Origin of the sequence: Spirillospora sp. CA-294931, from assembly GCF_050946795.1 — a bacterium.
GTDB lineage: Bacteria > Actinomycetota > Actinomycetes > Streptosporangiales > Streptosporangiaceae > Spirillospora.
The window spans coordinates 619,158-643,261 of record NZ_CP192006.1 but is presented as its reverse complement, the minus strand read 5'-3'; the positions used below and the strand labels follow the sequence as shown (position 1 = coordinate 643,261).

Below are 24,104 nucleotides of genomic sequence, written 5' to 3'. Positions count from 1 at the left end.
TGTCCCCAGGATCGCAGACGGGGACGCCCCCGTGCAGATCCAGGGATAACGGTCAGGGCACCCTCCCGGTGCCCCGGGGACGCCGGCTCGGCGAAGCTGACCGGGTGACCGACCTCGATGTGCGACCGCCCCCGTTGCTGACCCGGCCGATGGTGCTCCTGCTGGCCGCGGCCTTCGGGTCGCTGGCCAGCTTCTACCTGCTGGCCCCGGTCGTCCCGCTGTACGCGGCCGAGGGCGGCGCGGGCGATCTCGGCGCGGGCCTGTCCACCGGGACGATGATGCTCGCGACCGTGCTCATCGAGCTGGCCATGCCCGCGCTGCTGCGCCGGTTCGGCTACCGCTGGAGCATCGTGCTCGGGATGCTCCTGCTGGCCGTCCCCTCGGTGGCGCTGGCCGCGTCGCCCGCGCTGCCCCTGGTGCTGGCCACCTGCCTCGCGCGCGGGGCGGGCCTGGGCATCATCGTCGTCGCGGGCCCGGCGCTGATCGCCGAACTGGCCCCGCCCGGACGCCGGGGCGAGGCCCTCGGCGTGCTGGGCGTGGCCGTCGGCGTCCCGGCGGTCGTCGGCCTCCCGCTCGGGCTCTGGCTCGCCGACAACTTCGGCTACACCCCGGTATTCGTCGCGGCCGCCGGGGTCGCCCTGCTCCCCCTGGTCGCGGCCGTCGGCCTGCCCTCCGAGCGCACCCGCGACCAGCACGAGCCCGGCGCCATCGGGTTCAGCCGGATGGCGCTGATCTTCGGTGTCGTCGCGCTCGCGGCGGGCATCCTGATGACCTTCGTGCCGCTGGCGGCGTCCGGCGGGACGGCCACGCTGGCGCTGTTCGTCCACGCGGCCACGATGCCCCTCGCGCGCTGGGCGGCCGGGCGCTACGGCGACCGGCACGGCTCCGCGCGCCTGCTCGTCCCGTCGGTACTGATCTCGGCCGCCGGAATGGCCGGGCTGCTCTGGGAGCCCACGCTGATCGCGGGCGCGGCCGTGTTCGGCATCGGCTTCGGCATGGCCCAGAACGCGACGCTGGCGCTGATGTTCGAGCGCGCCCCCGCCTCGGCCACCGGCCGGACCAGCGCCCAGTGGAACCTCGCCTACGACGGAGGCATGGGCATCGGCGCCATCGGATTCGGCGCCGTCGCCGGCCTCACCGGCTACCCCGGCGGCTTCGCCCTCACCGCCGCCGTCGTCGCCCTCGCACTGATCCCCGCCTGGAAGGAAACCCATGCCCGCTGACCTGCGCGAAGCCCTGAAGCAGACGCTGCCCGGCATCCGCGCCGACCTGGACGCGCTGATCCGCGTCCCCTCGGTGAGCGCCGACAGCCCCGGCGAGGTCCGCCGCAGCGCGGAGCTGACCGCGACCCTGTTCCCCGGGGCCGAGATCCTGGACGACATCGTCGGCGGAGCGCCCGCCGTCCTGGCCCGCTATCCGGCTCCCCCAGGCAAGCCCACGGTGCTGCTGTACGCGCACCATGACGTCCAGCCCCCCGGGGACCTGGACGCGTGGAGCTCGCCGCCGTTCGAGCCGCGCGTGTCCGGCGGGCGGCTCTATGCCCGGGGCTCGGCCGACGACAAGGCCGGCATCGCGGCGCATCTCGCGGCGCTGCGGGCCTTCGGCCACGCCCCGCCGGTCGGGGTCACGGTGCTGATCGAGGGCGAGGAGGAGATCGGCTCGCCGACGCTGGGCGCGTTCCTGGCGCGCCATCGCGACCTGCTGGAGGCCGACGCGATCGTGCTGGCCGACTCGGAGAACCTCGCCCCGGACGCCCCGGCGTTCACCACCACGCTGCGCGGCCTGGCCGCGTGCGTGATCGAGGTGCGCACCCTCCGGCACGGGGTGCACTCCGGCGCCTCGGGCGCGACCCCCGACGCGCTGAGCGCGCTCTGCCGCGTCCTGGCGACGCTGCACGACGACAACGGCGATGCCGCGATCGAGGGCCTGGCGGCGTCCACGACCTCGGCCGACTACTCCGAGGAGCGCCTGCGGTCGGAGTCGGGCATCCTCCCGGGCGTGCCGCTGTGGGGCACCGGGACCGTCGCGGAGAGGTTCTGGACGAAGCCCGCCGTGTCGGTGCTGGCGATCGACTCCCCGGCCGTGGACGGGGTGTCGAACACTCTCCAGCCCATGGCGCGGGCCAAGGTCAGCCTGCGCGTGGCCCCGGGTGACGACGCCCGCAAGGCCCAGGCGGCCCTCGCGGAGCATCTCCGCAAGAACGCGCCCTGGGGCGTCCGGGTGAAGGTCATCGACGCCGACCTGGCCCAGCCCCACGCCATCGACACCGCCGGCCCGATCTACGACGCGGCCCGCCGCGCCTACGGCGAGGCGTACGGCGCGCCGGTCGTCGAGATCGGCAGCGGCGGGGCGATCCCGCTGGTCGCCGAGTTCGCCGCGACCTTCCCCGAGGCGGCGATCCTGGTCACCAGCCCCGGCGGCGACACCGACAGCCGCGCCCACGGCCCCGACGAGAGCCTCGACCTGGCCGGGTTCGAGAAGGCGTGCCTGGCCGAGGCCCTCCTGCTGGCCGAGCTGGGCGCCGCCGGGGTCACGGCTCCTTAGAGGTGATCGACTCCAGTTCGTGGGCGAGCTCCTCCAGCTCGGCTCCGCCGGACATGAGCGTCGTGAGCTCGTCCCGGGTGAGCTCGCCCTTGGAGCGGTAGGCGATGCCGCGTCCGCGCTTCAGGACCAGGAAGCGGTCGCCCACCGGGTAGGCGTGGTGGGGGTTGTGGGTGATGAAGATGACGCCGAGGCCCCGCTCACGGGCCTGGACGATGTAGCGCAGCACCGTGCCCGCCTGTTTGACGCCGAGCGCGGCGGTGGGCTCGTCCAGGATGAGCACCTTGGCGCCGAAGTAGACCGCGCGGGCGATGGCGACGCACTGGCGCTCGCCGCCCGACAGCGTGCCGATGGGCTGGTCGACGTCGCGCAGGTCGATGCCCATGGCCAGCAGCTCGTTCTTGGTGGTGGAGCGCATGAACTCGATGTCCATGAGCCCGAACGCCCTGCGCTTCTCCGACCCGAGGAAGAAGTTGCGCCAGACCGGCATCAGCGGGACGACGGCGAGGTCCTGGTAGACGGTGGCGATGCCGTGGTCGAGGGCCTCGCGCGGGGAGGCGAACGAGACCGGTTTCCCCTCGACCTCGTAGGTGCCCTCGTCATGCCGGTGCAGCCCCGCGACGATCTTGATGAGGGTGGACTTGCCCGCGCCGTTGTCGCCCAGGACGCAGGTGACCTCGCCCGGCGCCACCTCCAGCGAGACGTCGCGCAGCGCGATGATGTTGCCGTAGTTCTTGCCGACGCCGTCCAGCCTCACCAGGGCCCGGGGCTTGTCGGTGCTCGCGGTCTCGGCGCTCATGACGACTGCTCCACTCGGCGGCGGACGATCAGGTTGACCACGGTGGCGATCAGCAGCATCGCCCCGAGGAAGAACTTGAACCAGTCGGGGTTCCACTCGGCGTACACGATGCCCTTGTTGGTCATGCCGAAGATGAACGCGCCGATGGCCGCGCCGATCGCCGATCCGTAGCCGCCGGTCAGCAGGCAGCCGCCGATCACCGCGCAGATGATGAAGAAGAACTCGTTCCCGACGCCCTCGCCCGACTGCACCGAGGCGAACGCGAACAGCAGGTGCATGCCCGACACCCAGGCGCAGAACGCCACGCCCATGAACAAGCCGATCTTGGTGCGGGCCACCGGGACGCCGACCGCGCGGGCGCTGTGGGCCGCACCGCCCGAGGCGAAGATCCAGTTGCCGGTGCGGGTGCGCAGCAGGATCCAGGTGGCGACGGCGACCAGCAGGAACCACCAGAACACGGTGATGTTGACGGTGACGCCGCCGAGCTCGACGTCCGAGGCGAACACCGCGCGGGCCGAGGAGAACCCGTCCATGTCGCGGACGGAGTCGCTGGCGACGTTGCCCGTGACCGCCTTGGTGACGCCCAGGTTGGCCCCGGCGAGCATGAAGAACGTGGCCAGCGTGATGATGAAGCTGGGCAGGCCCGTCCTGATGTAGAGCATCCCGTTGACGAACCCGACGGCCAGCGTGACGACCAGCGAGATCGCGACGCCGAGCCACAGGTTCAGCGTGAGCTGGTAGCTGACCAGCGCCGCGACCAGCGCGGACGTGGTCACCATGACCCCGGCGGACAGGTCGAACTCGCCGCCGATCATCAGCAGCGAGACGCCCACCGCCATGATCCCGAACGTCGAGCTGGCGTACAGGACCGTGGAGAACGACCCGGTCTGCAGGAACGAGTCGGCCACCACGGAGAAGAACGCGAACAGCGCGACGGCGCCCAGCAGCGCGCCCAGCTCCGGACGCCCGAGCAGGCGCTGCGGCAGGGACCGCCGCCCCAGCCGCTCGTCGGCCGGGCGCGCCGCCACGGCCTGCCCCATCAGCGGGTCCCCTTGTTGGCGAACGGCTCGATGGCGGCGGCGGTGTCCTTGGTGACGATGGCCGGGCCGGTCAGCACGGGCCGTCCGCCGCCGAGGACGTTGCCGTTGTGCTTGAGCAGCCACAGCTCGTCGACGGCGCCGTAGCCCTGGAGGTAGGGCTGCTGGTCCACGGCGAACTCGATCGCGCCGGACTTCAGCTGCGCGACCAGGTCCTTGTTCATGTCGAAGGTGGCGATCTTGGCCTTGGAGTTCGCCTCCTTGACGACGTCGACCGAGGTCGCGGCGAACGGGGCGCCGAGCGTCAGGATGCCGTCGATGCCCTTGTCGGCCTGGAGCTTGGCCGCGACCGACGACTTGACCTGCGGCATGTTGGTGCCCTGGACGAAGAGGTTCTCCAGCTTGCCGCCGAAGGTCGCCTTGGCGCCCGCGCAGCGGTCCTCCAGCCCCACGTTGCCCTGCTCGTGGATGACGCAGATGGCGTTCTTGGCGCCGGACGAGGCCAGCTGCTTCCCGGCCGCCTCACCCGCGATCTTCTCGTCCTGCCCGAAGTGCGCGATCGCCCCCAGCTTGGCCGACACGTCCGCGCCGGAGTTGATGGACACCACCGGGATCTTGGCGGCCGTCGCCTTGGACACCACGTCCTTGAGCGCGTCGGGCTTGGCCAGCGTGACGATGATCCCGTCGACCTTCTTGTCGACGAACGACTGGACGAGCTGGGCCTGCTTGCCGCCGTCCGGGTCGGCCGCGTACTGGAACTCGACGTTGTCCTTGGCCGCCGCCGCCTTCGCGCCCTTCTGGACGATGTCCCAGAACGTGTCGCCGGGCCCCGAGTGGGTGACCATGGCGATCTTGAGGCGCGGCCCGCCGCCCTCGGTGGCCTTCTCCTCCGCCTTCTTGCCCCCCGAATCGCTGCACGCGCTCAACGTGAGCAGCCCCGTCAGCGCGGCTGCGGTCACCAGAGCGCCGGTCGACCGACGATTCATGGCCTTCTCCATTCTCCTGGGGTGGTCAGAGAAGCGGGCGCTGGGCCTGCCTGTCCTTGTCGTAGCGGGCTCGTGCCTCGCGGGTGGTGCCGAGCTCGGAGACCTCGGCGACGGGCACGTCCCACCACGAGTCGCTGTCGGGCGCGGGGACCATCGGGTCGGTCTCGACGTGCACGACCGTCGTCCGGGACGACGCCCTGGCCTGCCGCAGCGCGGTGCGCAGCTCGGCGGCCGAGCGGGCGCGCAGCACGTCGGCGCCGAGGCTGGCGGCGTTGGCGGCCAGGTCGACCGGGAGGGTCTCGCCGTCCAGGCCCGTGGCGGTGCGGGCGCGGTAACGGGTGCCGAAGCGCTCGGCGCCGACCGACTCCGACAGGTTCCCGATGGACGCGTACCCGTGGTTCTGCACCAGGACGACCACGAGCTTGGCGTTCTCGGCCACTGCGGTGACCAGCTCCTGCGCCATCATCAGGTACGAGCCGTCGCCGACCAGGACGAACACCTCGCGCGACGGGTCGGCGAGCTTGACGCCCAGCCCCCCGGCGATCTCGTAGCCCATGCAGGAGTACCCGTACTCGACGTGGTAGCCCTTGGGGTCGCGCGTCCGCCAGAGCTTGTGCAGGTCGCCGGGCATGGACCCGGCGGCGCAGACCACGACGTCGCGGGGGCCGCTCAGCTCGTTGACCACGCCGATGACCTCGGACTGCGCGGGCAGCGGCTGGTGCGGCGTGCGGTACGCCTCGTCCACGACGGCGTTCCACCGCGCGGCCAGGCGCCGGGCCTCCTCGGTGTGGGCGGACGGGGCCGTCCAGCCGGTCAGGGCGAGGCGCAGGGCGTCCAGGCCCTCCCGAGCGTCGGCGACCAGCGCCGCGCCGCCGAGCTTGACCCCGTCGAAGCGCGCGACGTTGAGGTTGACGAAGCGGACGTCAGGGCGGGCGAACGCGCTGCGCGAGGCCGTGGTGAAGTCGCTGTAGCGGGTGCCGGCGCCGAGCACCACGTCCGCCTCGCGGGCCAGCGCGTTCGCGGCCGGGGTGCCGGTCGCGCCGATGGCCCCGACGCAGGCCGGGTGGTCCCACGGCAGCGACCCCTTGCCCGCCTGCGTCTCGGCGACGGGCACGCCGGTCGCCTCGGCGAACGCCGCCAGCGCGCCGGTGGCGCCCGAGTAGATGACGCCTCCCCCGGCGACGATCAGCGGACGCTGCGCGCCGCGCAGCAGCTCGACCGCGTGGGCGAGCGCCGCGGCCTCCGGGACGGGACGCGCGACCCGCCACACCCGCTGAGCGAACAGCTCCTCGGGCCAGTCGTGCGCCTCGGCCTGGACGTCCTGCGGCAGCGCCAGCGTGACCGCGCCGGTCTCGGCCGGGTCGGTGAGCACCCGCATCGCCGCCAGCAGCGCGGACGGGAGCTGCTCGGGACGGTTGATCCGGTCCCAGAACCGGGAGACCGGCTTGAGGCAGTCGTTGACCGACACGTCGTAAGACCGGGGGTCCTCAAGCTCCTGCAACACCGGATTGGCCACGCGGGTCGCGAACACGTCCCCGGGGAGCAGCAGCACCGGGATGCGGTTGATGGTGGCCAGGGCCGCACCCGTCACCAGGTTGGTCGCGCCGGGACCGACCGAGGTCGTGCAGGCGAAGGCGGCGAGCCGGTCGCGCATCCGGGCGTACCCGACGGCGGTGTGCACCATGGCCTGCTCGTTGCGCGCCATGTAGTACGGCAGGTCGTCCCCGTACTCCAGCAGCGCCTGCCCCAGGCCCGCCACGTTCCCGTGACCGAAGATCCCCGAGCATCCGGCGAAGAACCGCTGCCGGACGCCGTCGCGCTCGGTCCACTGCGCGGCCAGGAACCGGACCAGCGCCTGCCCGACGGTGAGTCTCATCCGAGTCCCTCCACATCGGTCAGGGGCAGCCTGGGGTCCATCTCCTGCTCGGCCCAGGCGGAACGCACCCAGGCGTGCGAGGGATCATCGCAGATAAGCCACGCCCTTTCATCCGAAGGACCCGCCATCACGTTCAGGTAATACAGGTCGTAACCCGGGACGGCCATCGAAGGGCCGTGCCAGCCGTGCGGGATGAGCACGGCGTCACCCGTCCTGACCTCTTCCAGGACCTCGATCGGGCGCTCGGGCGTCCCGTAGACCCGCTGGTACCCCATGCCGCCACGGGCGACCTCGAAGTAGTAGATCTCCTCCAGCACGCACTCGCCCGGACGGTCCTGGTCATGCTTGTGCGGCGGATAGGACGACCAGTTCCCGCCCGGCGTCAGCACCTCGCACGCGATGAGCTTCTCGGCGTACGGGAACCCCTCGGGCGTGCAGAAGTTGTTGACCTGGCGGCTGGCCACCCCCGCTCCCCGCAGCTCGACGGGGACGTCCTCCGCCGGTCCGTACCGCGCGGCGAGCCGGGTCTCGCACCGCGCCGACGGGACGGCGAACCGCCCCTCCCCCCGAACCGTCACGTCCGCGTCGCGCGGAACGTAGACGAAGTCGGTGACGCGGCTGAAGACGTCCCGCCGCCCGCGGACCGTGAAGGTCTCCCCGTCGCACGTCACCGTGCAGCTCCCGGCCAGCGGCAGGACCAGCGCCTCCGAACCGCCGGTCGCGAACGTGTGCTCGCGCCGCGCGCCCCCGAGGCTGAAGAGCCCGAGTCCCGAGTAGTCCCACCCGGCGCTCTCCGGGGTGATCGCGTCGTAGGAGCCCCCGGGCAGATAGTGCTTCACCGGACCACCTCCGCCGCCGCGTCCACGGCCGCCCGCACATCGCCGTGCGGCGGGTAGAGCAGCGTCCGCCCGACGATCAGCCCGCGCACGCCCGGCAGCGCCATCGACGCGCGCCAGCCCGCCAGCGTCGCGTCCAGGTCGTCGGGCACCTCGCCGCCCAGCAACAGCGTGGGCAGGGTCGTCGCGGCCATCACCCGCTCCATGTCCGGCACCACGGGGACCTTCAGCCACGTGTAGGCCGAGGTGGCGCCGAGCCCGGACGCGATCGACACCGCCCGGCACATCGCCTCGGCGGTCAGGACGTTCCGCAGCCGCCCGTCGACCCGGCGCGCGATGAACGGCTCCACCAGTGCCGTCAGCCGGTGCGCGGCCAGCGCCGACACCGCGTGCGCGCAGCCCTCCAGCGTCGCGGCGGTGGCCGGGTCGTCGTCGTCGACCCGCAGCAGCATCTTGCCGCCGTCCAGCGACGCCTTCGCGATCGCGTCCGCCGTGTAGGCGGTGAACCGGTCGTCGACCTCGAACGCGCTGCCCGCGAGCCCGCCCCGGTTCATCGACCCCAGCGCCATCCGCCCGTCCAGCACCCCGAGGAGCAGCAGGTCCTCGATCACGTCGGGAGTGCCCAGCACCCCGTCCACCCCGGGCCGTTCGAGCGCGGCGCACATCCGCTCCAGCAGGTCGTGCCGGTCGGCCATCGCCAGCCGATCGCCTCCCGCCGCCAGCGCGCCCCGCGCCGGATGATCCGCCGCGATGATCAGCAGCCGTCCCTGCGCCCCCTTCCACGGCACCCGCCGCTCCGCCGCCTCGGCCACCGCCTCCGGCCGCGCGGCCCGCACCGCACTCAGCTCGTCCACCCTCATCCGACCGGCCCTCCCACACCTTCGAGCACTGTCATCCGCACCACGATCGCGCTTCCCGGCCCCCTCCGCCCGCCCCGTCCGTCCGCCCCTTCGACCCGTGCGTTCGCGCTCATGTCGCGTGGGCCTCCAGCAGCGCCTCGACTTCGGATTCGGTCGGCATGGCGGCCGAGCAGGCGATGCGGGAGGCGACGATCGCGCCCGCCGCGCCGGCGAAGGCGATCGTTCGTGCCAGGGGCCAGGCGTTCAGGAGGCCGTGGCAGACGGCGCCGCCGAAGGCGTCGCCCGCGCCCAGGCCGTTGACGGTCTCCACTGGCGTGGGCGGCACCTCGACGAGTTCGTCGCGGGTCGCCGCCAGGGTTCCCCGGGGGCCCTGTTTGACGATGGCCAGCGCGACGCCGTGGTCGAGCAGGGCGCGGGCCGCGGCCCTGGGGTCGCGCTCGCCGACGGCGATCTCGCACTCGTCCAGGTTCCCGACCGCGACCGTCGCGTGGGCGAGCGCCTTGCGCACCCAGCCCCTCGCCTCGCCCGGCTCGGCCCAGAACATCGGGCGCCAGTCCAGGTCCAGGACGGTCGTGCCGCCCCGCCGCGCCTCCAGCGCCGCAAGCGTGGCCGCGCGGCTCGGCTCGTCCGACAGGCCGGTCACGGTCGCCCAGAAGATCCGGGACGCCGCGATCGCGTCCTCGTCGAGCTCGTCCGGGCGGATCCGCATGTCGGGGGCCGTGGGGGAACGGTAGAAGTACAGCGGGAAGTCGTCCGGCGGGAAGATCTCGCAGAAGGCCAGCGGCGTGGGCAGGCCCGGGACGGCCCTCACGAACCGGTCGTCGACCCCGTATTCGGCGAGCGCCCGGTGGATGAAACGGCCGAACGGGTCGTCGCCCGTCCGGGTCACCACCGCCGTGCGGTGGCCGTATCGGGCGGCGGCGACGGCGACGTTGGTGGGGCTGCCCCCGAGGTACTTGCCGAAGGTCTCGACGTCCTCCAGACGAGTCCCGACCTGGAGTGGATAGAGGTCGACGCTCACGCGTCCCATGGTGATGAGGTCGTGCCCGGTCATCGGGCCTCCTCGGTCAGGTCGCGCAGGAAGGCCAGGCTCGCGCGCACGTCCTCGGCGGGGCGGGTGTGCGCGGCGCCCTCCTCAAGGATCGTGTCCTGTTCCAGGACGTACCACCCCTCGTAGCCGGCTCGTTCCAGCGCGCGGACGATCCCTTCGAGGTCGATGTCGCCCTGGCCGAGGGGACGGTAGATCCCGTCGCGCACGGCCTGGGTGTAGGCGAGTTCGCCGTCGCGTACGCGTCGTGCCAGGGACGCGTCGACGTCCTTGAGGTGGACGTGCGCGATCCGTCCGGGCGCCTCGCGCGCCAGGCGCGCCGGGTCGGTGCCGCCGATCAGCAGATGGCCGGTGTCGAGGCAGAGCGGGACGCCGGTGTGCTCCAGCACCCACGCGACCTCGTCCTCGCGCTCGACCATGGTGCCGACATGGGGGTGCAGGACGGCGAGGTTGCCGCGCCCGGCGGCCCGCTCGCCCGCCGCGGCGAGGTTGGCGCGCAGGGCGTCGCGGCCCTTGGCGTCCAGGTCGGGACGTTCGTCGTAGCCGTCGAGCCCGGTCACGGCGGCCAGCACCAGGACGGTGCCGGGGCCGAACGCGTCCAGCGCCCGGTCGATCACCGGGAGCGGGTCGTGGCCGGGGTCGTGCAGGACGACGGGGACGAAGCCCCCGATGGGCTCCAGGCCGTACGAGGCCAGCAGGGCCGAGCGGTCGGGTGCTTCGGGCGGCAGGAAGCCGTCGGGGCCGAACTCGGTCGCGGTCACGCCCAGCTCGCGCATCTCCGCCAGCACTCGGGCGGGCGGGAGCTGGTGCCCCCACCCGGGCACCTCGCAGACGCCCCACGAGATCGGCGCCGCTCCGGCCCGCCTCACCGGCGGACCTCGGCCAGCTCCACGGCGCGTCCCTCGCGCCGCGAGATCTCGCACGCCTCCACGACGTAGAAGGCCTCCAGGGCCTCCTCGGGGGTGCAGGCGCTCTCGGCACGGCCCTCCACGAGACGGCTGAACGCGCTGAGCTCGGCGGTGTAGGCCGCGGCGAAGCGCTCCATGAACCCGCCATACGGGACGGCGGGCCCGTCGTGTGCGGGGACGGCGGTCAGGGGCGTGCGCGCGTCCTGCCCGGCGACGATGCTGTCCTTGGAGCCGTGGACTTCCAGCCGGACGTCGTAACCGGCGCCGTTGTACCGGGTGGCCGAGACAAGGGCGAGCGTGTCGTCGTCGAGAGTCAGCACGGCCGCGGCGGTGTCGACGTCGCCGGACTCGCGGAAGTAGGCGTCGCCCTTGTTGGCGCCGGTCGCGTTGACGCGGACGATCTCGCGTCCGGTCACGAAGCGGATCGCGTCCACGTCGTGGATGACACAGTCGCGGAACAGCCCGCCCGACCTGGCGATGTACTCGCGTGGCGGCGGGGCGGGGTCGAGGGTTGCGGAGTTGAGCGTGTGGATCCAGCCGAGCCGCCCGGACGCGACCGCGTCGCGCGCGGCCAGGTGGCCGGAGTCGAACCGCCGCTGGAAGCCGACCTGGACGGGAACGCCCGCCCGCCGGGCCGCGGTCATGATTTGGAACGTTCCATCAATATCGCTCGCCAGCGGTTTCTCGCAGAACACCGGCAGCCCGGCGTCCACCGCGCGGGTCACCAGCCCGGCGTGCGCCCCGGTGGCCGCCGCGACGACGAGACCGTCCAGATCCGAGGCGAAGAGATCGTCGACGGTCTCGGCCGGACGCACCGACCCCAGGCGCGCGGCCAGAGCGCGCGCCCCCTCCGGCCGGACGTCGGCCACGATCACCTCCACCGACGGCAGCCCGTCGAGGGTCGCCGCATGGAACGCTCCAATCCGCCCTGCACCCGCGAGTCCGATTCTCATGAATCTCCTCCACTGAGGGTTGCCGCCCGCCCCGGGCCCGGCCTCTCGCGGCGCTCGACACCGCGGCGGCCCGGAGGGTGTCCCAAGTCTCACCACGGCCCCGGAAGGGTGTCAATGGCGCCCGGATGAACCTCCCGGCGGGCCACAAAAGATCTTGTGCCCGGTCGGAAAAGGCCGAACCCACCAGGCCGGAGCCCTGTCCCGTACGTCGCCCCGGCCGCCTCCGGCCAACCACTGGACGGACCCGCTGCCGTCCACCCCACACGCGCTCACCACCCGAGCCGGTCCGACCAACCCAGGACACCTCCGAACCTCATTAGTAAAGAATCCTTACTCACATCCGCCGTCACTGGCGACGTCCGCACAGGTGGGAGCCGCCTTCCAGGAATTCGATCCGGCGGATGGGGATTTTCGACGTCTCGAACGCCACCCGCCCCTCCCAGCTGGAGGTCCGACCTTTCCGGTCCCGACCCCCTGGAGGATCGATGACGCCCCACTGGACGACCCGCATCGGCACTCTCGCGATCACCACCGGCCTGCTGGCCGCCACCGGCCAGGCCGCCTTCAAGCCGGGGACCTGACCCAACGGCCCCTGGGCGGGAACCGCCCGGCTCAAGCCCGCCGGAGCCTGGATCCGCGAACGCGTCCGAGGCTGACTTCAGTTTCACGCGAATGTCGTAGCCGATGTCTATAGTCCGGAACATGGCGGATCGTCGGGAAGCTCGCGAAGCATGGGACGCGCTCCGGCCCGTGGGCTTCCTGCACGGCCTCGACGAGGCGCACGAGAAGGCCACGCTCACGGTCTTCGACGGCCTCGACCGGTCGGCGGGCTTCAAGGAGCGGTCGTTCGGCTACACGGCCTACGACGTGCTGGAGTCACAGCTCGACCGCGTCTTCGGTCTCGGTGACGGGCCCCGCCCGGCGGGGCCCGTCGTCCGCGACGACCTGAACGGCTCGCCCGGCTGGCGCTGCGGCCGCTTCCGCGTCCTGCTCAAGCGGCACGAGTTCGGCTCGGTGCGCTCCATCCGCTGGGACCGCGGCAGCGCCACCAAGCAGGCCGTCGCCCGCCAGCCGTTCCGCGACGACGCCCAGCTCGCGCTCGACCTGCCCGGCGTCCCGCGCGACACGCCCGGGGTGGTCACGCTCGTGCTCGCGCACAGCGCCACCCAGGAGCCGCTGGAGCGAGAGCTCTTCCTGGGGCGACCCCGCCACAACGCCGACGGCGGCCCCGCCTGGTACTGGATCGAGCCCCTCACGACCGCCGCGCTCGGACCCGATCCACGCCGTAAGCTCGTCGAGCCCACCCTGCCGCTCTGGAACGACGACGAAGCCGACGTCCCGGTGCGGCTCCTCCGGCCCACGAGCATCGAAACGGCGTAGTGAACGAGCGCACAACCAGAGTCACCGACGCACGGCTGCTGTTCGACTGCGAGCGGCTCACCCTGGCCCGCCGGTTGCGCGGGTTGCGCAAGAACCAGCTGGCCCAGTCCGTCGGCACCACCCCGACCGCGATCGGGCAGTACGAGGCCGGGGTGCACCGCCCGTCGGAGCGCACCCTGTCGCGGCTGTCGATCGCGCTGGGCGTCCCGGTCGAGTTCTTCCACGCGGGACGCAGCCCGGTGCCGCCCGACACCGCCCACTTCCGCTCGCTGCGCTCCACCACGCAGGTCGAGCGCGACCAGGCCCTGGCCTACGGACGTCTCGCCGCCGACATCGTGACCGCTCTCAAAGACCTGGTCGCACTCCCCCCGGCCGAGCTGCCCGAGCACCCCGTCCCGCCGGACGAGGTCGCGGGCCCCGGCCCGGTCGAGGCCGCGCGGCTGGCCCGCAAGACCCTGGCCGGCGAGCCGGGCCCGATCCCCCATCTGGTGCGCCTGCTGGAGAAGAGCGGCGTCGTCGTGCTGGTGCTGCCGCCGTCCACCGAGCGGGTGGACGCCTTCAGCATCGGCGCCCACCCGCACCCGCTGGTGCTGTTCAACCCGGCCAAGGGCGACTACTGGCGCAACCGGTTCGACGGCGCCCACGAGCTGGGCCACCTGGTCATGCACGCCGACGCCGAGCCCGGCAGCAAGGTCGTCGAAGACCAGGCGCACCGCTTCGCGGCCGAGTTCCTCATGCCCGAGGCCGACATCGCCGCGCAGCTGCCCGCCACCGCCGACTGGGCCCGGCTGGCCGAGCTGAAGACGGCCTGGGGCGTCAGCATGGCCGCGCTCCTCTACCGCGCTCGCACGCTCGGCGTCATGAAGGAGAGCACCTACCGGGGCGCCATGAGCACGATGAGCACCCGGGGCTGGCGCCGCCAGGAACCAGGCGCGGCCCGCTCCCTCGAACGCCCGTCCATGCTCACCCGCGCCCTGGAACTGGCCCGCGCCTCCGGCGTCGACCGCGACCGCCTCGCCGAACGCGCCCAGGTCACCCGCGCCGACCTCGACCTGCTCATCCCGTCCCGCTGACCGCCTGGCAAACACTGCCGCGCGGCGGGGTCTTCACGGTGGTCAGGTAGCGGTCGATGTGCCGCTGCACGCAGGGACGCCGGTAGGTGCCGTGGCCCGAGCCCGCGTAGGTGAGCAGGACGCCCTTGCGGCCGAGTTGCCGCTCGACCTCGGTGGCCCAGCGATAGCTGCTGGCGGGGTCGTGCAGCGCGTTGGTCAGCAGGATCGGCGGAACCTCGCCGACCCTGAGGCGGTGCTGCGGGTTGGCGACGGGCCGGGTCGATCCCAGGCAGGCCGCGACGCCGCGCAGCGGGCGCGTGTAGGGCATGTCGGGGGCGATCCTCTTGATGCGGCGGAGGTGCCGCGCGTACTCGGGGTAGTCGCGGACGGGGACGCTCCAGTCGGCGCAGAAGACGGCCGCGAACGGGTCCTCACGGGTCGGCGGGGGCGGCTTCGGCGCCGGGGGCGCGGGCGCGTCGGGCGACGGGGGCTTGCTCGCGTCCAGCTTGGCGATGGTGGACGCCAGCTCGGCCCAGTCGGGGGCGTAGAACCTTCTGAAGGCGACCTCCACCAGGTTCTCGGGGGCAAGGGCCTTACGGGGGTCGGACGGGTCCGCGAGCTGGCCCCGCTCGGCGCGCGCGATCAGGCCGCGCCACACCGACCGGACGTCGGCCCCGCATGAGCTCGTCTGCTCGCACCACTTCACGAACTGCTCGAAGGAGTCCTGGGCGGTGGCCGCCTGGCCGGTGAGGAAGGCCCGCGCGCCCGGCTTGCTGTGGTCGACGACGCTCTCCAGCACCATGGCACGGATGCGGTGCGGGTATGCCTCGGCGTACTGCTCGCCCAGCAGCGTCCCGTATGAACTGCCGTGGTAGGAGATCTTCTCTTCGCCGAGGGCCGCGCGCAGCGCCTCCAGGTCCTTGACCATGGCCAGGGTGTGGGCGTTGCCGACCATCCCGTTGGAGCGGGCGCCGCAGTCCTGGTCGAGGCGGCGGTTGTAGGCGACGGTCGCGTCGAAGTCGGCCTGGCTCTTGAGCAGCGGCGAGGGCCGCCGGCCGAGCATCGCGGTGGAGCAGGTGACGGGCTCGCTGCGCCTGACTCCCCGGGGGTCGAAGCTGACGATGTCGAAGCGCTCGTGCAGTTCCTTGCTCCAGCGGCCGTCGGTCTCCAGAATCCGGTCGACGCCGGAGTCTCCCGGCCCGCCGGGGCCGAACACCAGGGTGCCGACGCGGTCGCCGGTGGCCGCGCGGCGGGCGACCGACAGCTCGAAGGTCGGTCCGCCGGGACGGGACCAGTCGACGGGCAGGCGCAGCTTCGCGCACTGCGCCCCGTTGTCGCAGCTCTCCCAGGCCAGGCCGGACGGCGAGGCGGCGGCCGGCGGCGCGGCCAGGAGGGGGACGGCGACGGCCGCGGCCACGGCCATACCGATGAAACGTCTGCCGGAAGGCAGCATGAACGGTCCTTTCGCTGGGGAGGCGGCGACGTCCGCCCAGCACGCCGCCGTCCGATGCTTGATCACGTTAGGCGCGCGAAAGCCCGTGGAACCGGGATCTCAGGGCCCGGCCAGGGTCACCTCAGGGTTCGTTCAGGGCCCGCACCGGCCCCAGCCCCGCGCGCGATTGCGTTAATGAGCGGGAAGCAAGCCGAAGGCGAAAGCTTCCCGGCGAGATCGCGAAGCGATGCAGCAATCGCAAAATCGTGGTCACGTAGCGAGCCGCCAGGCGAGCGAAGTGGGCCAGGATTTCAAAGAACACCGCGGAGAACCTCGGCCAGGTGGAGGGCGTGGCGGTCGGTGCCCTGGGCTACCTGTGTCCGGCAGGAGAAGCCGTCGGCGAGGATCAGCTCGCCGTCGGCGGCCGCCCTGACCTTGGGGTAGAGCTCGCGCTCGGCGCAGCCCTGGGAGACCTCCCAGTGGCCCTCGGCGAAGCCGAAGTCGCCCGCGAGCCCGCAGCAGCCCGCGCCGACGACGTCGGCGCTCACCCCGAGCCGTTCGAGGACGGCCAGGTCGGACGTGTAGGAGCCCTTGGCCTCCTGGTGGCAGTGCACCTGGGCGACGGCCGCGGCGTCGAGCGTCCCGAACGGCCAGTCGCCCTCGTGGCGGGCGACCAGGTCGGCCAGGGTGATCGTCGCGGCGGCCAGGCGGGCGGCGCGCGGGTCGTCCGGCAGCAGCTCGGGCGCCTCCTCGCGGAGCATCACCGTGCAGGACGGTTCGAGCCCCACGATCGGGAGGCCGGAGTCGAGGGCGGGCCCGAGGACGTCGAGGGTCCGGCGCAGCGCGCGCTTGGCGACGCCGAGCTGGCCGGTCGAGTGCCAGGTGAGGCCGCAGCAGACACGGCCGGGCGGGATCAGCACCCGGTAGCCGAGGGCCTCCATGACTTCGACGGCGGCGCGTCCGACCTCCGGGGCGTGCAGGTTGGTGAAGGTGTCGGGCCACAGCACGACGCGGGGACGGCCGTCGCGGTCCCCGGCGGGGCGGGCGCGGAACCACGCGGTCAGCGTCCGCCCGGCGAACCGGATCATGTCGCGGCGCGGTTCGATGCCGCCGAGCCGCTTGACGGCGGCGGCGACCGGGCGCCGGGCCAGCGCCGCGTTCGCGGCCCGGGCGCCGCCCCGCACGGACGTCACCAGGTGCGACCACACGGGCAGCCAGCCCATGGAGTAGTGCGCCATGGGACGCACGCGCCGCGCGTAGTGGCGGTGCAGGAACTCCGCCTTGTAGGTGGCCATGTCGACGTTGACCGGGCACTCGTGGGCGCACGCCTTGCACGACAGGCACAGGTCGAGGGCGTCGCGGACCTCGGTGGAGCGCCACCCGTCCGGCAGCGTCTCGCCGCGCAGCATCTCGGCCAGCACGCGGGCCCGTCCCCGGGTGGAGTGCACCTCGTCCCGGGTCACCTTGAACGAGGGGCACATCGCGCCCGTGTCGAGGTTGCGGCAGGCGCCGACGCCGACGCAGCGGTGCACGGCCGCGGCGAACGACCCCTTGTCGCGGGTGAGGGCGTGGACGGGGACGATCGTGAGCGCGTCCCGTCCCGGGCCGGGGCGCAGGTCGGCGTCCAGCGGCGCGGGGTCGGTGATGACACCCGGGTTGAGGAGCCCTTCGGGGTCGAAAACGCCCTTGAACGCCGAGAACGCGCGCAGCAGCTCCGGCGAGTACATCGTGGGGAGCAGTTCCGAGCGCGCGCGGCCGTCGCCGTGCTCGCCGGAGACCGTCCCGCCGTGCGCGACGACGAGCTCGGCGGCGGCGCCCATGAACGCCCGGTACGCGCCGACGCCGTGCCGGTCGCCGAGGTCGAAGTCGAGCCTGAGGTGCAGGCAGCCCTCGCCGAAGTGCCCATACGGGACGCCGCGCAGCCCGTGCTCGCGCATGAGCCCGTAAAGCTCGCGCAGATAGCCGCCGAGCCGCTCCGGGGGGACGGCCGAGTCCTCCCAGCCCGGCCATGCCTCGCCGCCGTCCAGGAGCCGGGTGACGATGCCCGAGCCCGCCTCCCTGATCCACCACAGCGCGCGCATGCGCCCCGGGTCGTCGACCACGACCGAGGTCGTCTCGGGCACCCGTTCGCGGACGGCCGCGACCAGCGCGTGCGCCGCCTCGCGGGCCTCGTCGAGGGTGTCGCCGCCGACCTCGCAGTAGAGCCAGCCGCCCCCGGGAGGCAGTTCGGCGCCCGCCGTCCCGCGTCCCGGCTGGGCGCGCAGCGCGGCGAGCAGGTCGGCGGCCATGCCCTCCACGGTCAGCGCCCCGGCGCGGGCCGCGAACGGCGCGACCTCGGCGGCCAGGTAGACGTCGGGCAGCCCGAGCACGGCCAGCGCCCGGACGGCCGGGACCGGCACCAGCCGGACGGTCGCCTCGGTCACCAGGCCGAGGGTGCCCTCGCTGCCCACCAGGGCCTTGGCGACGTCGAAGCCGTTCTCGGGCAGCAGATGGTGCAGCCCGTAGCCCGCGACCTGGCGGCTGAACCGGCCGAGCTCGGTGCGCAGGGGCGCGAGGTGGTCGTCGCGCAGCCGGGTCAGCTCGGCGTCGATCAGGGCGTCGCCGCTGCCGCCGCGCCCGGCGGTCAGCTCCCGGCCGTCCGGCAGGAGCAGCCGCAGCGACTCGACGTTGGCGGCCGTGATGCCCCAGGCCACGCTGTGCGATCCGCAGGCGTTGTTGCCGATCATCCCGCCGAGGGTGCAGCGCGAGTGGCTGGACGGGTCGGGCCCGAACGTCAGCCCGTGGCGTCCCGCCGCGGCGCGCAGGTCGTCCAGGACGACGCCCGGCTCGACCACGGCGGTGCGGGTGCCGGGGTCGACGGAGAGGATCCGGTCGAGATGGCGGGAGGTGTCGATGACGATGCCGGGGCCGATGGAGTTGCCCGCGATCGACGTCCCGCCGCCGCGCGCGGTGACCGTCAGCCCCTCGGCGGCGGCGATCTCCAGGATGCGGGGCAGGTCGGCGGCGGTGCGGGGTTCGGCCACGGCGACCGGGACCCGCCGGAAGAGCGACGCGTCGGAGGAGTAGGCCGTCCGCGTGGTCGGGTCCGTCCGGAAGACCCCGGGCAAGGCCCGGTCCAAAGCCCGCATGCTCCAACACTAGTTGCGGTCAGACCACATTGCGCTCGGGGCGCTCCATGCCGCGCGTGGCGCTGAGCGGCGCCACGTCCACGAACGGTTCCCGGCCCAGGTACAGGTCACGGATGATCTCGCCGACGGCCGGGCCCTGGAGGAACCCGTGCCCGGAGAACCCCGTCGCGTACAGGAAACGGCCCGGGCTCTCGGACTCGCCGATGAGGGCGTTGTGGTCGGGGGTCACCTCGTACAGGCCCGCCCACCCGGACGTCAGCCCCACCTCGAGCAGCGACGGGGCACGAGCGGCCATCGCCTCGCCGAGCCGGGGCAGCCACGCGTCCGTGCGGTCCAGCAGGAAACCGGGACGCTCGTCCGGATCGGACATCCCGATCATCAGCCCCCGGCCCTCGGCGTGGAAGTAGAGCGTGGAGGAGAAGTCGATCGTCATCGGGACCGGACGCGGCAGGTCCGGCATCGGCTCGGTGAAGACGATCTGCCGCCGCAGCGGCGTCACCGGCAGGCTCACCCCGGCCATCTCCCCCACGGCGGCCGACCAGGCCCCGGCCGCGCACACCACCGCCGGGGTCTCGATCCGCCCGCGCGAGGTGCGGACGGCCCTGATCTCGCCGCCGCGCGTCTCGATGCCGAGCAGCGCGCAGCCGGTCACCAGACGGGCGCCGTGGCGGCGGGCGCCGGTCGCGTAGCCGAGCACGACCGACTCGGGGGTGCAGTGCCCGTCGTCCGGGGAGAACGCCGCCGCCAGCAGCCCCTCGGTCTCGATCAGCGGCGACAGCCGCCGCGCCTCCGCCACCGTGATCATCCGGCTGGGGACGCCGAGCGCGTTCTGCAGCGCGATGCCCCGCTCGAACGCCGCGACGTCCTCGGGCCGCGACAGCAGGAACAGGTACCCGACCCGGTGCAGGTCGATCTCCTGCCCGGGACGCTCGCCGAACCGGGCGAACGCCTCCAGGCCCCGAGCGCCGAGCCGGATGTTGATCTCGTCGGAGAACTGCGCCCGCACCCCGCCCGCGGCCTTGCACGTCGAGCCCGACCCCAGCGCGGACCGCTCGACGAGCACCACGTCCCGCACGCCCGCCTCGGCCAGGTGGAAGGCGATGCTCGTCCCGATGACACCGCCGCCGACGACCACCACACCGGCCCGCGCGGGAAGGTCCACGGCCGCCCTCCTCAGAGCCGGAAGCCGAGATCGGCGTCGATCTCCAGGACGTCCATCTGCGCCTTCTGCAGGCGGCCCGAGTAGTCCCAGTTCATCGACTGCCAGCGGGTGAACTGGTCGAGCACCCACATGCCCGACTGGCGGCTGCCGTTGCCCGAGCGCCCGTTGCCGCCGAACGGCAGGTGCGCCTCGGCCCCCGACGTGGAGTTGTTGACGCTGACCATCCCCGCGCGGACGCCCCGCCGGAACCGGAACGCCTTCTCCGGGTCGGTGGTGTAGATCGCCGCCGACAAGCCGTACCCGGGAGCGTTGGCCAGCGCGATCGCCTCGTCGAGCGTCCGGTAGGTGGTGATCCCGATGATCGGGCCGAAGGTCTCGTTCAGGAACAGCTCGTCGTCGGGGCCGACGCCGTCCACGATCACCGGGTGGTAGTACAGGCCCGCCTCGGCGTCGCCGGTGAACCCGTCGCGGGGCCGGGACGGCGTGATCCTCCCGACGGCCGTCGACCCGTACACGCGGTGCCGATCGGGGGAGATCCAGCCGAGATGCTTCTCGAACCCGGCGGCGAACCTCTCGTCGATCAGCGGCCCGAACAGCACGTCCCCCGAAGGGTCCCCGACCAGCGCGGCGCGGGTCAGCGCGTCCAGGCGCCGGACGAACTTGTCATGCAGCGACTCGTGCACGATGGCAGTCCCGAGCGAGGTGCACCGCTGCCCGGCCGTCCCGAACCCGGAGAACAGCGCGCCCTCGACCGCGAGCTCCAGCTCGGCGTCCTCGGTGACCACCATCGGGTTCTTGCCGCCCAGCTCCAGGCACGGCGTCTGGAGGTGCCGCCCGCACAGCTCGCCGATCCGGACGCCGACCTCGGTCGACCCCGTGAAGCCGACCTTGTCGACCAGCCCCTCGCCCAGCGCCCGTTCCAGGCCGCCGAACGTCTCCTCGCCGTCGGCGAAGACAACGTTGAGCACGCCGTCCGGCAGCCCCGCGTGCGCGAACAGCTCGTAGAACGCCTCGGCGCACCGCGAGGCGTACTCGGCGGGCTTCCACACCACCGCGTTGCCGCACAGCAGCGCGGGCACGATGTACCAGGACGGCACCGCCACCGGGAAGTTCCCCGCGGTGATCACCGCGGCCACGCCCACCGGCTCGCGGAAGGTGAACAGCTGCTTGTCGGGCATCTCGGACGGCACCGTCTGCCCGTAGAGCCGCCGCCCCTCCCCCAGGAAGAACGCGCAGGTGTCGGCGATCTCCTGGACCTCGCCGAGCGCCTCGCCGAACGGCTTGCCGACCTCCCGGGTGACGATCCCGGCGAGCCGCTCCTTGTTGGCCTCCACCAGGCGCCCGGCCGCCGCGATGGCCTGTCCTCTGACCGGCGGCGGCACGTCCCGCCAGGTCTCCTGGGCCAGCCGCGCCGCTTTGCAGGCGTCGGTGAACAGCGCCGCGTCGCCCAGCGCGACCTCGGCCACGACGTCGTCGGTGCGGACGGGGGAAACGGACCGGTAGCCGCGCCCCGAGGGCCCGACCCGGGAACCGGCGATGATCGAGGAAATCGACATGCCTCCCAGACTGCGTCGCCGACCCCCTTCCCGCCAAGATCCGGAAGCAAATGATCGCCTCGGCGCGACATTGAAATTTTCCTGACGGCCGGAGGGTTGGCGGACGGACGTCCGGGCCGGATGCTCGGGATCATGTCGACTTTCCCGGAGACCGTGGCGGCGCTGCGGGTGCCGTCCGAGCCCGTTCCGCCACCCGGGCTCACCCGCGAGCGGTGCCTGGAGCTCTTCGACTCCCAGCTCGGCAGCCGCCACCTCGACCTCGCGGCCCGGCGCCTCCAGGCCCGGGGACGCGGCTTCTACACGATCGGCTCGGCGGGCCACGAGGGGAACGCGGCGGTGGCGGCGGCCCTGCGTCCGAGCGATCCGGCGCTGCCGCACTACAGGTCGGGGGCGTTCTTCCTGGAGCGCGCGCGGCAGGTGCCGGGGCAGGACGCGCTGCGGGACGTCCTGCTCGGCGTGGTCGCGGCGGCCGCGGAGCCGATCGCGGGCGGGCGGCACAAGGTCTTCGGCAGCCGGGCGCTCAACGTGATCCCGCAGACCTCCACGATCGCCTCCCATCTGCCGCGCGCGGTCGGCGTCGCGTTCGGCATCGAGCGCGCGGCGCGGCTGGGCACCGCCTCGCCGTGGCCGCGGGACGCGGTGGCCGTGTGCTCGTTCGGCGACGCGTCGGCGAACCACTCCACGGCGGCCGGGGCGATCAACGCGGCCGTCCACACCGCCTACCAGGGGCTCCCCCTGCCGCTGCTGCTGGTGTGCGAGGACAACGGGATCGGGATCAGCGTCCGCACGCCCGAGGGCTGGATCCGCGCGGCCTACGGCTCGCGGCCCGGCCTCGAATACTTCGCCGCCGACGGGTGCGACCTGGCCGACGCGCTGGAGACCTCGCGCCGGGCGGCCCGCTGGGTGCGCGAGCGGCGGCGTCCGGCCTTCTTGCATCTGCGGACGGTGCGGCTGATGGGCCACGCGGGCTCGGACGTCGAGTCGGCGTACCGGACGCCCGAGGAGATCGCCGCGGCCGAGGCCGCCGACCCGCTCCTGGCCACGGCCCGGCTGCTGGTCGCCGCCGGCTTCGCAACGCCGGACGAGCTGCTGCACCTCTACAAGGCCAAGGAGGCGGAGGTGACGGCCCTGGCAGACGAGGTGGCCAGCGCGCCCCGATTGGCGTCCGCCAAGGAGGTCATGGCGCCTCTGCTTTCGCATGGCGGCGTCCAGGCGCGGCGTTTCCCGTCTCCCGGGGGTGAGCGGCTGACGCTCGCGCAGTCGGTCAATCGATGCCTGACGGAGCTGCTCGCCGAGGTGCCCGAGCTGCTGGTCTTCGGGGAGGACGTCGCGCGGAAGGGCGGGGTCTACGGGGTGACGCGCGGGCTGCTGAAGGCGGCCGGGGCGGGACGGGTCTTCGACACCCTCCTGGACGAGCAGGCGATCCTGGGGCTGGCACTCGGGGCCGGGCTCGCCGGGCTGCTGCCCGTCCCGGAGATCCAGTACCTGGCCTACCTGCACAACGCGGCCGACCAGCTGCGCGGCGAGGCGTCCACGCTGGGGTTCTTCTCGTCCGGGCAGTACCGGAACCCGATGGTGGTGCGGATCGCGTGCTACGCCTACCAGAAGGGCTTCGGCGGCCACTTCCACAACGACAACGCCGTCGCCGCACTGCGCGACATCCCCGGCCTGGTCATCGCCTCGCCGTCGCGGCCGGACGACGCCGCCGCCATGCTCCGCACCTGCGTGGACGCGGCGCGGGCGGACGGGCGAGTGTGCGTGTTCCTGGAGCCCATCGCGCTCTACCACCAGCGGGACCTGTACGAGCCGGACGACGAGCGGTGGCTCGCGCCCTACCCGGAGGAGACCGCGTCCCTGGGGAAGGCACGAACGCACGGCTCGGGGGACGATCTGACCATCGTCAGCTTCGGCAACGGGGTGCCCATGAGCCTGCGGGCGGCGGAGCGCCTGCCCGCCGGGTGCCGCGTGCTGGATCTGCGCTGGCTGGCCCCGCTCCCCGTGGACGACCTCCTGCGGGAGGCACGCGCCACGGGACGGGTGCTCGTCGCCGACGAGACCCGGCGCGCGGGAGGTGTTTCGGAAGGGGTGCTGGCGGCGCTGAACGACGCCGGATTCGAGGGCGCGATCGCCCGCGTCACGTCCGAGGACAGCTTCATCCCACTGGGGGACGCGGCCCGGCACGTCCTTCTCTCCGAGGACGCCATCGAGCGCGCCGCGCTCGAACTCCTCGGCAATTGACGGCGGGCCGCCCGGGAAAGACCGGAGGAAGGGGCCGGTTTTCCCGGGCGGTTTGAGTCACGCGACCCAACGGGACGGCGTGACCATCATCAGGATTCCGCCGTGTCCACGCGCTCGATCAACCGCAGAAGCGACCGCCACTGCGAGGAATTGAGAACAAGAATGTCGCCCGAGCGGTCGCGCGAGTCGCGGACCAGCACCGACCGCTCACTCACCGCCACCTCGACGCATTCTCCCTCATCGGCGCTCGTACTGCTCTTGCGCCAAACGAGCGCCGTCCTCCGAATCGTCCGATCGACCATAGAGAACCCT

The 24,104-nt window shown here is 73.1% G+C and carries 20 protein-coding genes; 5 read left to right on the top strand and 15 right to left on the bottom strand.

Going from position 1 to position 24,104, the window contains the following annotated elements:
* Positions 1 to 104: 104 nt before the first annotated feature.
* The gene (locus ACQPY4_RS03025) at positions 105 to 1,223 is read left to right on the top strand and encodes an MFS transporter (protein ID WP_433332142.1); all 1,119 of its coding nucleotides are present in this window, start codon (positions 105 to 107) and stop codon (positions 1,221 to 1,223) included.
* Entirely contained in the window at positions 1,213 to 2,544 is a 1,332-nt protein-coding gene (locus ACQPY4_RS03020; RefSeq protein WP_433332140.1) for a M20/M25/M40 family metallo-hydrolase, read from the top strand. The genes ACQPY4_RS03025 and ACQPY4_RS03020 overlap by 11 nt, the downstream gene beginning before the upstream one ends.
* Here ACQPY4_RS03020 and ACQPY4_RS03015 read toward each other — a convergent pair.
* The 9 genes from ACQPY4_RS03015 to ACQPY4_RS02975 all read right to left on the bottom strand — a co-directional run bounded on the left by ACQPY4_RS03015 (position 2,531) and on the right by ACQPY4_RS02975 (position 11,844).
* Positions 2,531 to 3,340: an ATP-binding cassette domain-containing protein gene (locus ACQPY4_RS03015; RefSeq protein ID WP_433332138.1), complete on the bottom strand. Its 810-nt coding sequence runs from the start codon at positions 3,338 to 3,340 to the stop codon at positions 2,531 to 2,533. The genes ACQPY4_RS03020 and ACQPY4_RS03015 overlap by 14 nt on opposite strands.
* Entirely contained in the window at positions 3,337 to 4,380 is a 1,044-nt protein-coding gene (locus ACQPY4_RS03010) for an ABC transporter permease (protein WP_433332136.1), read from the bottom strand. The genes ACQPY4_RS03015 and ACQPY4_RS03010 overlap by 4 nt, the downstream gene beginning before the upstream one ends.
* Positions 4,380 to 5,363 (bottom strand): sugar ABC transporter substrate-binding protein, encoded by a 984-nt coding sequence (locus ACQPY4_RS03005; RefSeq protein ID WP_433332134.1) that lies wholly within the window; start codon positions 5,361 to 5,363, stop codon positions 4,380 to 4,382. The genes ACQPY4_RS03010 and ACQPY4_RS03005 overlap by 1 nt, the downstream gene beginning before the upstream one ends.
* A gap of 25 nt (positions 5,364 to 5,388) precedes the next feature.
* Positions 5,389 to 7,239, bottom strand: coding sequence for a 3D-(3,5/4)-trihydroxycyclohexane-1,2-dione acylhydrolase (decyclizing) (iolD, locus tag ACQPY4_RS03000; RefSeq protein ID WP_433332132.1), 1,851 nt, complete (start codon positions 7,237 to 7,239; stop codon positions 5,389 to 5,391).
* Entirely contained in the window at positions 7,236 to 8,078 is an 843-nt protein-coding gene (gene iolB, locus ACQPY4_RS02995) for a 5-deoxy-glucuronate isomerase (RefSeq protein WP_433332130.1), read from the bottom strand. Before iolB ends, iolD begins: the two co-directional genes overlap by 4 nt.
* Positions 8,075 to 8,935, bottom strand: coding sequence for a Cgl0159 family (beta/alpha)8-fold protein (locus ACQPY4_RS02990; RefSeq protein WP_433332128.1), 861 nt, complete (start codon positions 8,933 to 8,935; stop codon positions 8,075 to 8,077). The genes iolB and ACQPY4_RS02990 overlap by 4 nt, the downstream gene beginning before the upstream one ends.
* Positions 8,936 to 9,044: 109 nt before the next feature.
* Entirely contained in the window at positions 9,045 to 9,989 is a 945-nt protein-coding gene (iolC, locus tag ACQPY4_RS02985; protein WP_433332126.1) for a 5-dehydro-2-deoxygluconokinase, read from the bottom strand.
* Positions 9,986 to 10,852: a TIM barrel protein gene (locus ACQPY4_RS02980; RefSeq protein WP_433332124.1), complete on the bottom strand. Its 867-nt coding sequence runs from the start codon at positions 10,850 to 10,852 to the stop codon at positions 9,986 to 9,988. The genes iolC and ACQPY4_RS02980 overlap by 4 nt, the downstream gene beginning before the upstream one ends.
* On the bottom strand, positions 10,849 to 11,844 hold the full coding sequence (locus tag ACQPY4_RS02975; protein ID WP_433332122.1) for a Gfo/Idh/MocA family protein: 996 nt from the start codon (positions 11,842 to 11,844) through the stop codon (positions 10,849 to 10,851). Before ACQPY4_RS02975 ends, ACQPY4_RS02980 begins: the two co-directional genes overlap by 4 nt.
* A gap of 702 nt (positions 11,845 to 12,546) precedes the next feature.
* Between ACQPY4_RS02975 and ACQPY4_RS02970 the strand changes: the two genes are divergently transcribed.
* Both ACQPY4_RS02970 and ACQPY4_RS02965 read left to right on the top strand, forming a co-directional pair.
* Complete coding sequence (locus ACQPY4_RS02970) at positions 12,547 to 13,224, top strand: hypothetical protein (protein WP_433332120.1); 678 nt, start codon at positions 12,547 to 12,549, stop codon at positions 13,222 to 13,224.
* Positions 13,224 to 14,297, top strand: coding sequence for an XRE family transcriptional regulator (locus ACQPY4_RS02965; protein ID WP_433332118.1), 1,074 nt, complete (start codon positions 13,224 to 13,226; stop codon positions 14,295 to 14,297). Before ACQPY4_RS02970 ends, ACQPY4_RS02965 begins: the two co-directional genes overlap by 1 nt.
* Here the strand turns inward: ACQPY4_RS02965 and ACQPY4_RS02960 are convergent.
* The 5 genes from ACQPY4_RS02960 to ACQPY4_RS02940 form a co-directional block, all read right to left on the bottom strand.
* Positions 14,281 to 15,729, bottom strand: a complete 1,449-nt coding sequence (locus ACQPY4_RS02960) for an alpha/beta hydrolase (protein WP_433332117.1) — start codon at positions 15,727 to 15,729, stop codon at positions 14,281 to 14,283. The genes ACQPY4_RS02965 and ACQPY4_RS02960 overlap by 17 nt on opposite strands.
* Before the next feature lie 121 nt (positions 15,730 to 15,850).
* Positions 15,851 to 16,030 (bottom strand): hypothetical protein, encoded by a 180-nt coding sequence (locus tag ACQPY4_RS02955; protein WP_433332115.1) that lies wholly within the window; start codon positions 16,028 to 16,030, stop codon positions 15,851 to 15,853.
* Entirely contained in the window at positions 16,020 to 18,836 is a 2,817-nt protein-coding gene (locus ACQPY4_RS02950) for an FAD-binding and (Fe-S)-binding domain-containing protein (RefSeq protein WP_433332113.1), read from the bottom strand. The genes ACQPY4_RS02955 and ACQPY4_RS02950 overlap by 11 nt, the downstream gene beginning before the upstream one ends.
* A gap of 19 nt (positions 18,837 to 18,855) precedes the next feature.
* Positions 18,856 to 19,998: an NAD(P)/FAD-dependent oxidoreductase gene (locus ACQPY4_RS02945; protein WP_433332111.1), complete on the bottom strand. Its 1,143-nt coding sequence runs from the start codon at positions 19,996 to 19,998 to the stop codon at positions 18,856 to 18,858.
* Positions 19,999 to 20,009: 11 nt separating this feature from the next.
* Positions 20,010 to 21,554, bottom strand: coding sequence for an aldehyde dehydrogenase family protein (locus ACQPY4_RS02940; RefSeq protein WP_433332109.1), 1,545 nt, complete (start codon positions 21,552 to 21,554; stop codon positions 20,010 to 20,012).
* Between the two features lie 132 nt (positions 21,555 to 21,686).
* On the opposite strand from ACQPY4_RS02940, the gene ACQPY4_RS02935 reads away from it, so the two are divergent.
* Positions 21,687 to 23,792 carry a thiamine pyrophosphate-dependent enzyme gene (locus tag ACQPY4_RS02935; RefSeq protein WP_433332107.1) on the top strand — a complete coding sequence of 702 codons (2,106 nt, stop codon included), beginning with the start codon at positions 21,687 to 21,689 and terminating at the stop codon, positions 23,790 to 23,792.
* 89 nt (positions 23,793 to 23,881) lie between these two features.
* Here the strand turns inward: ACQPY4_RS02935 and ACQPY4_RS02930 are convergent, their stop codons facing one another.
* The gene (locus ACQPY4_RS02930) at positions 23,882 to 24,094 is read right to left on the bottom strand and encodes a DUF397 domain-containing protein (protein WP_433332105.1); all 213 of its coding nucleotides are present in this window, start codon (positions 24,092 to 24,094) and stop codon (positions 23,882 to 23,884) included.
* Positions 24,095 to 24,104 lie beyond the last annotated feature (10 nt).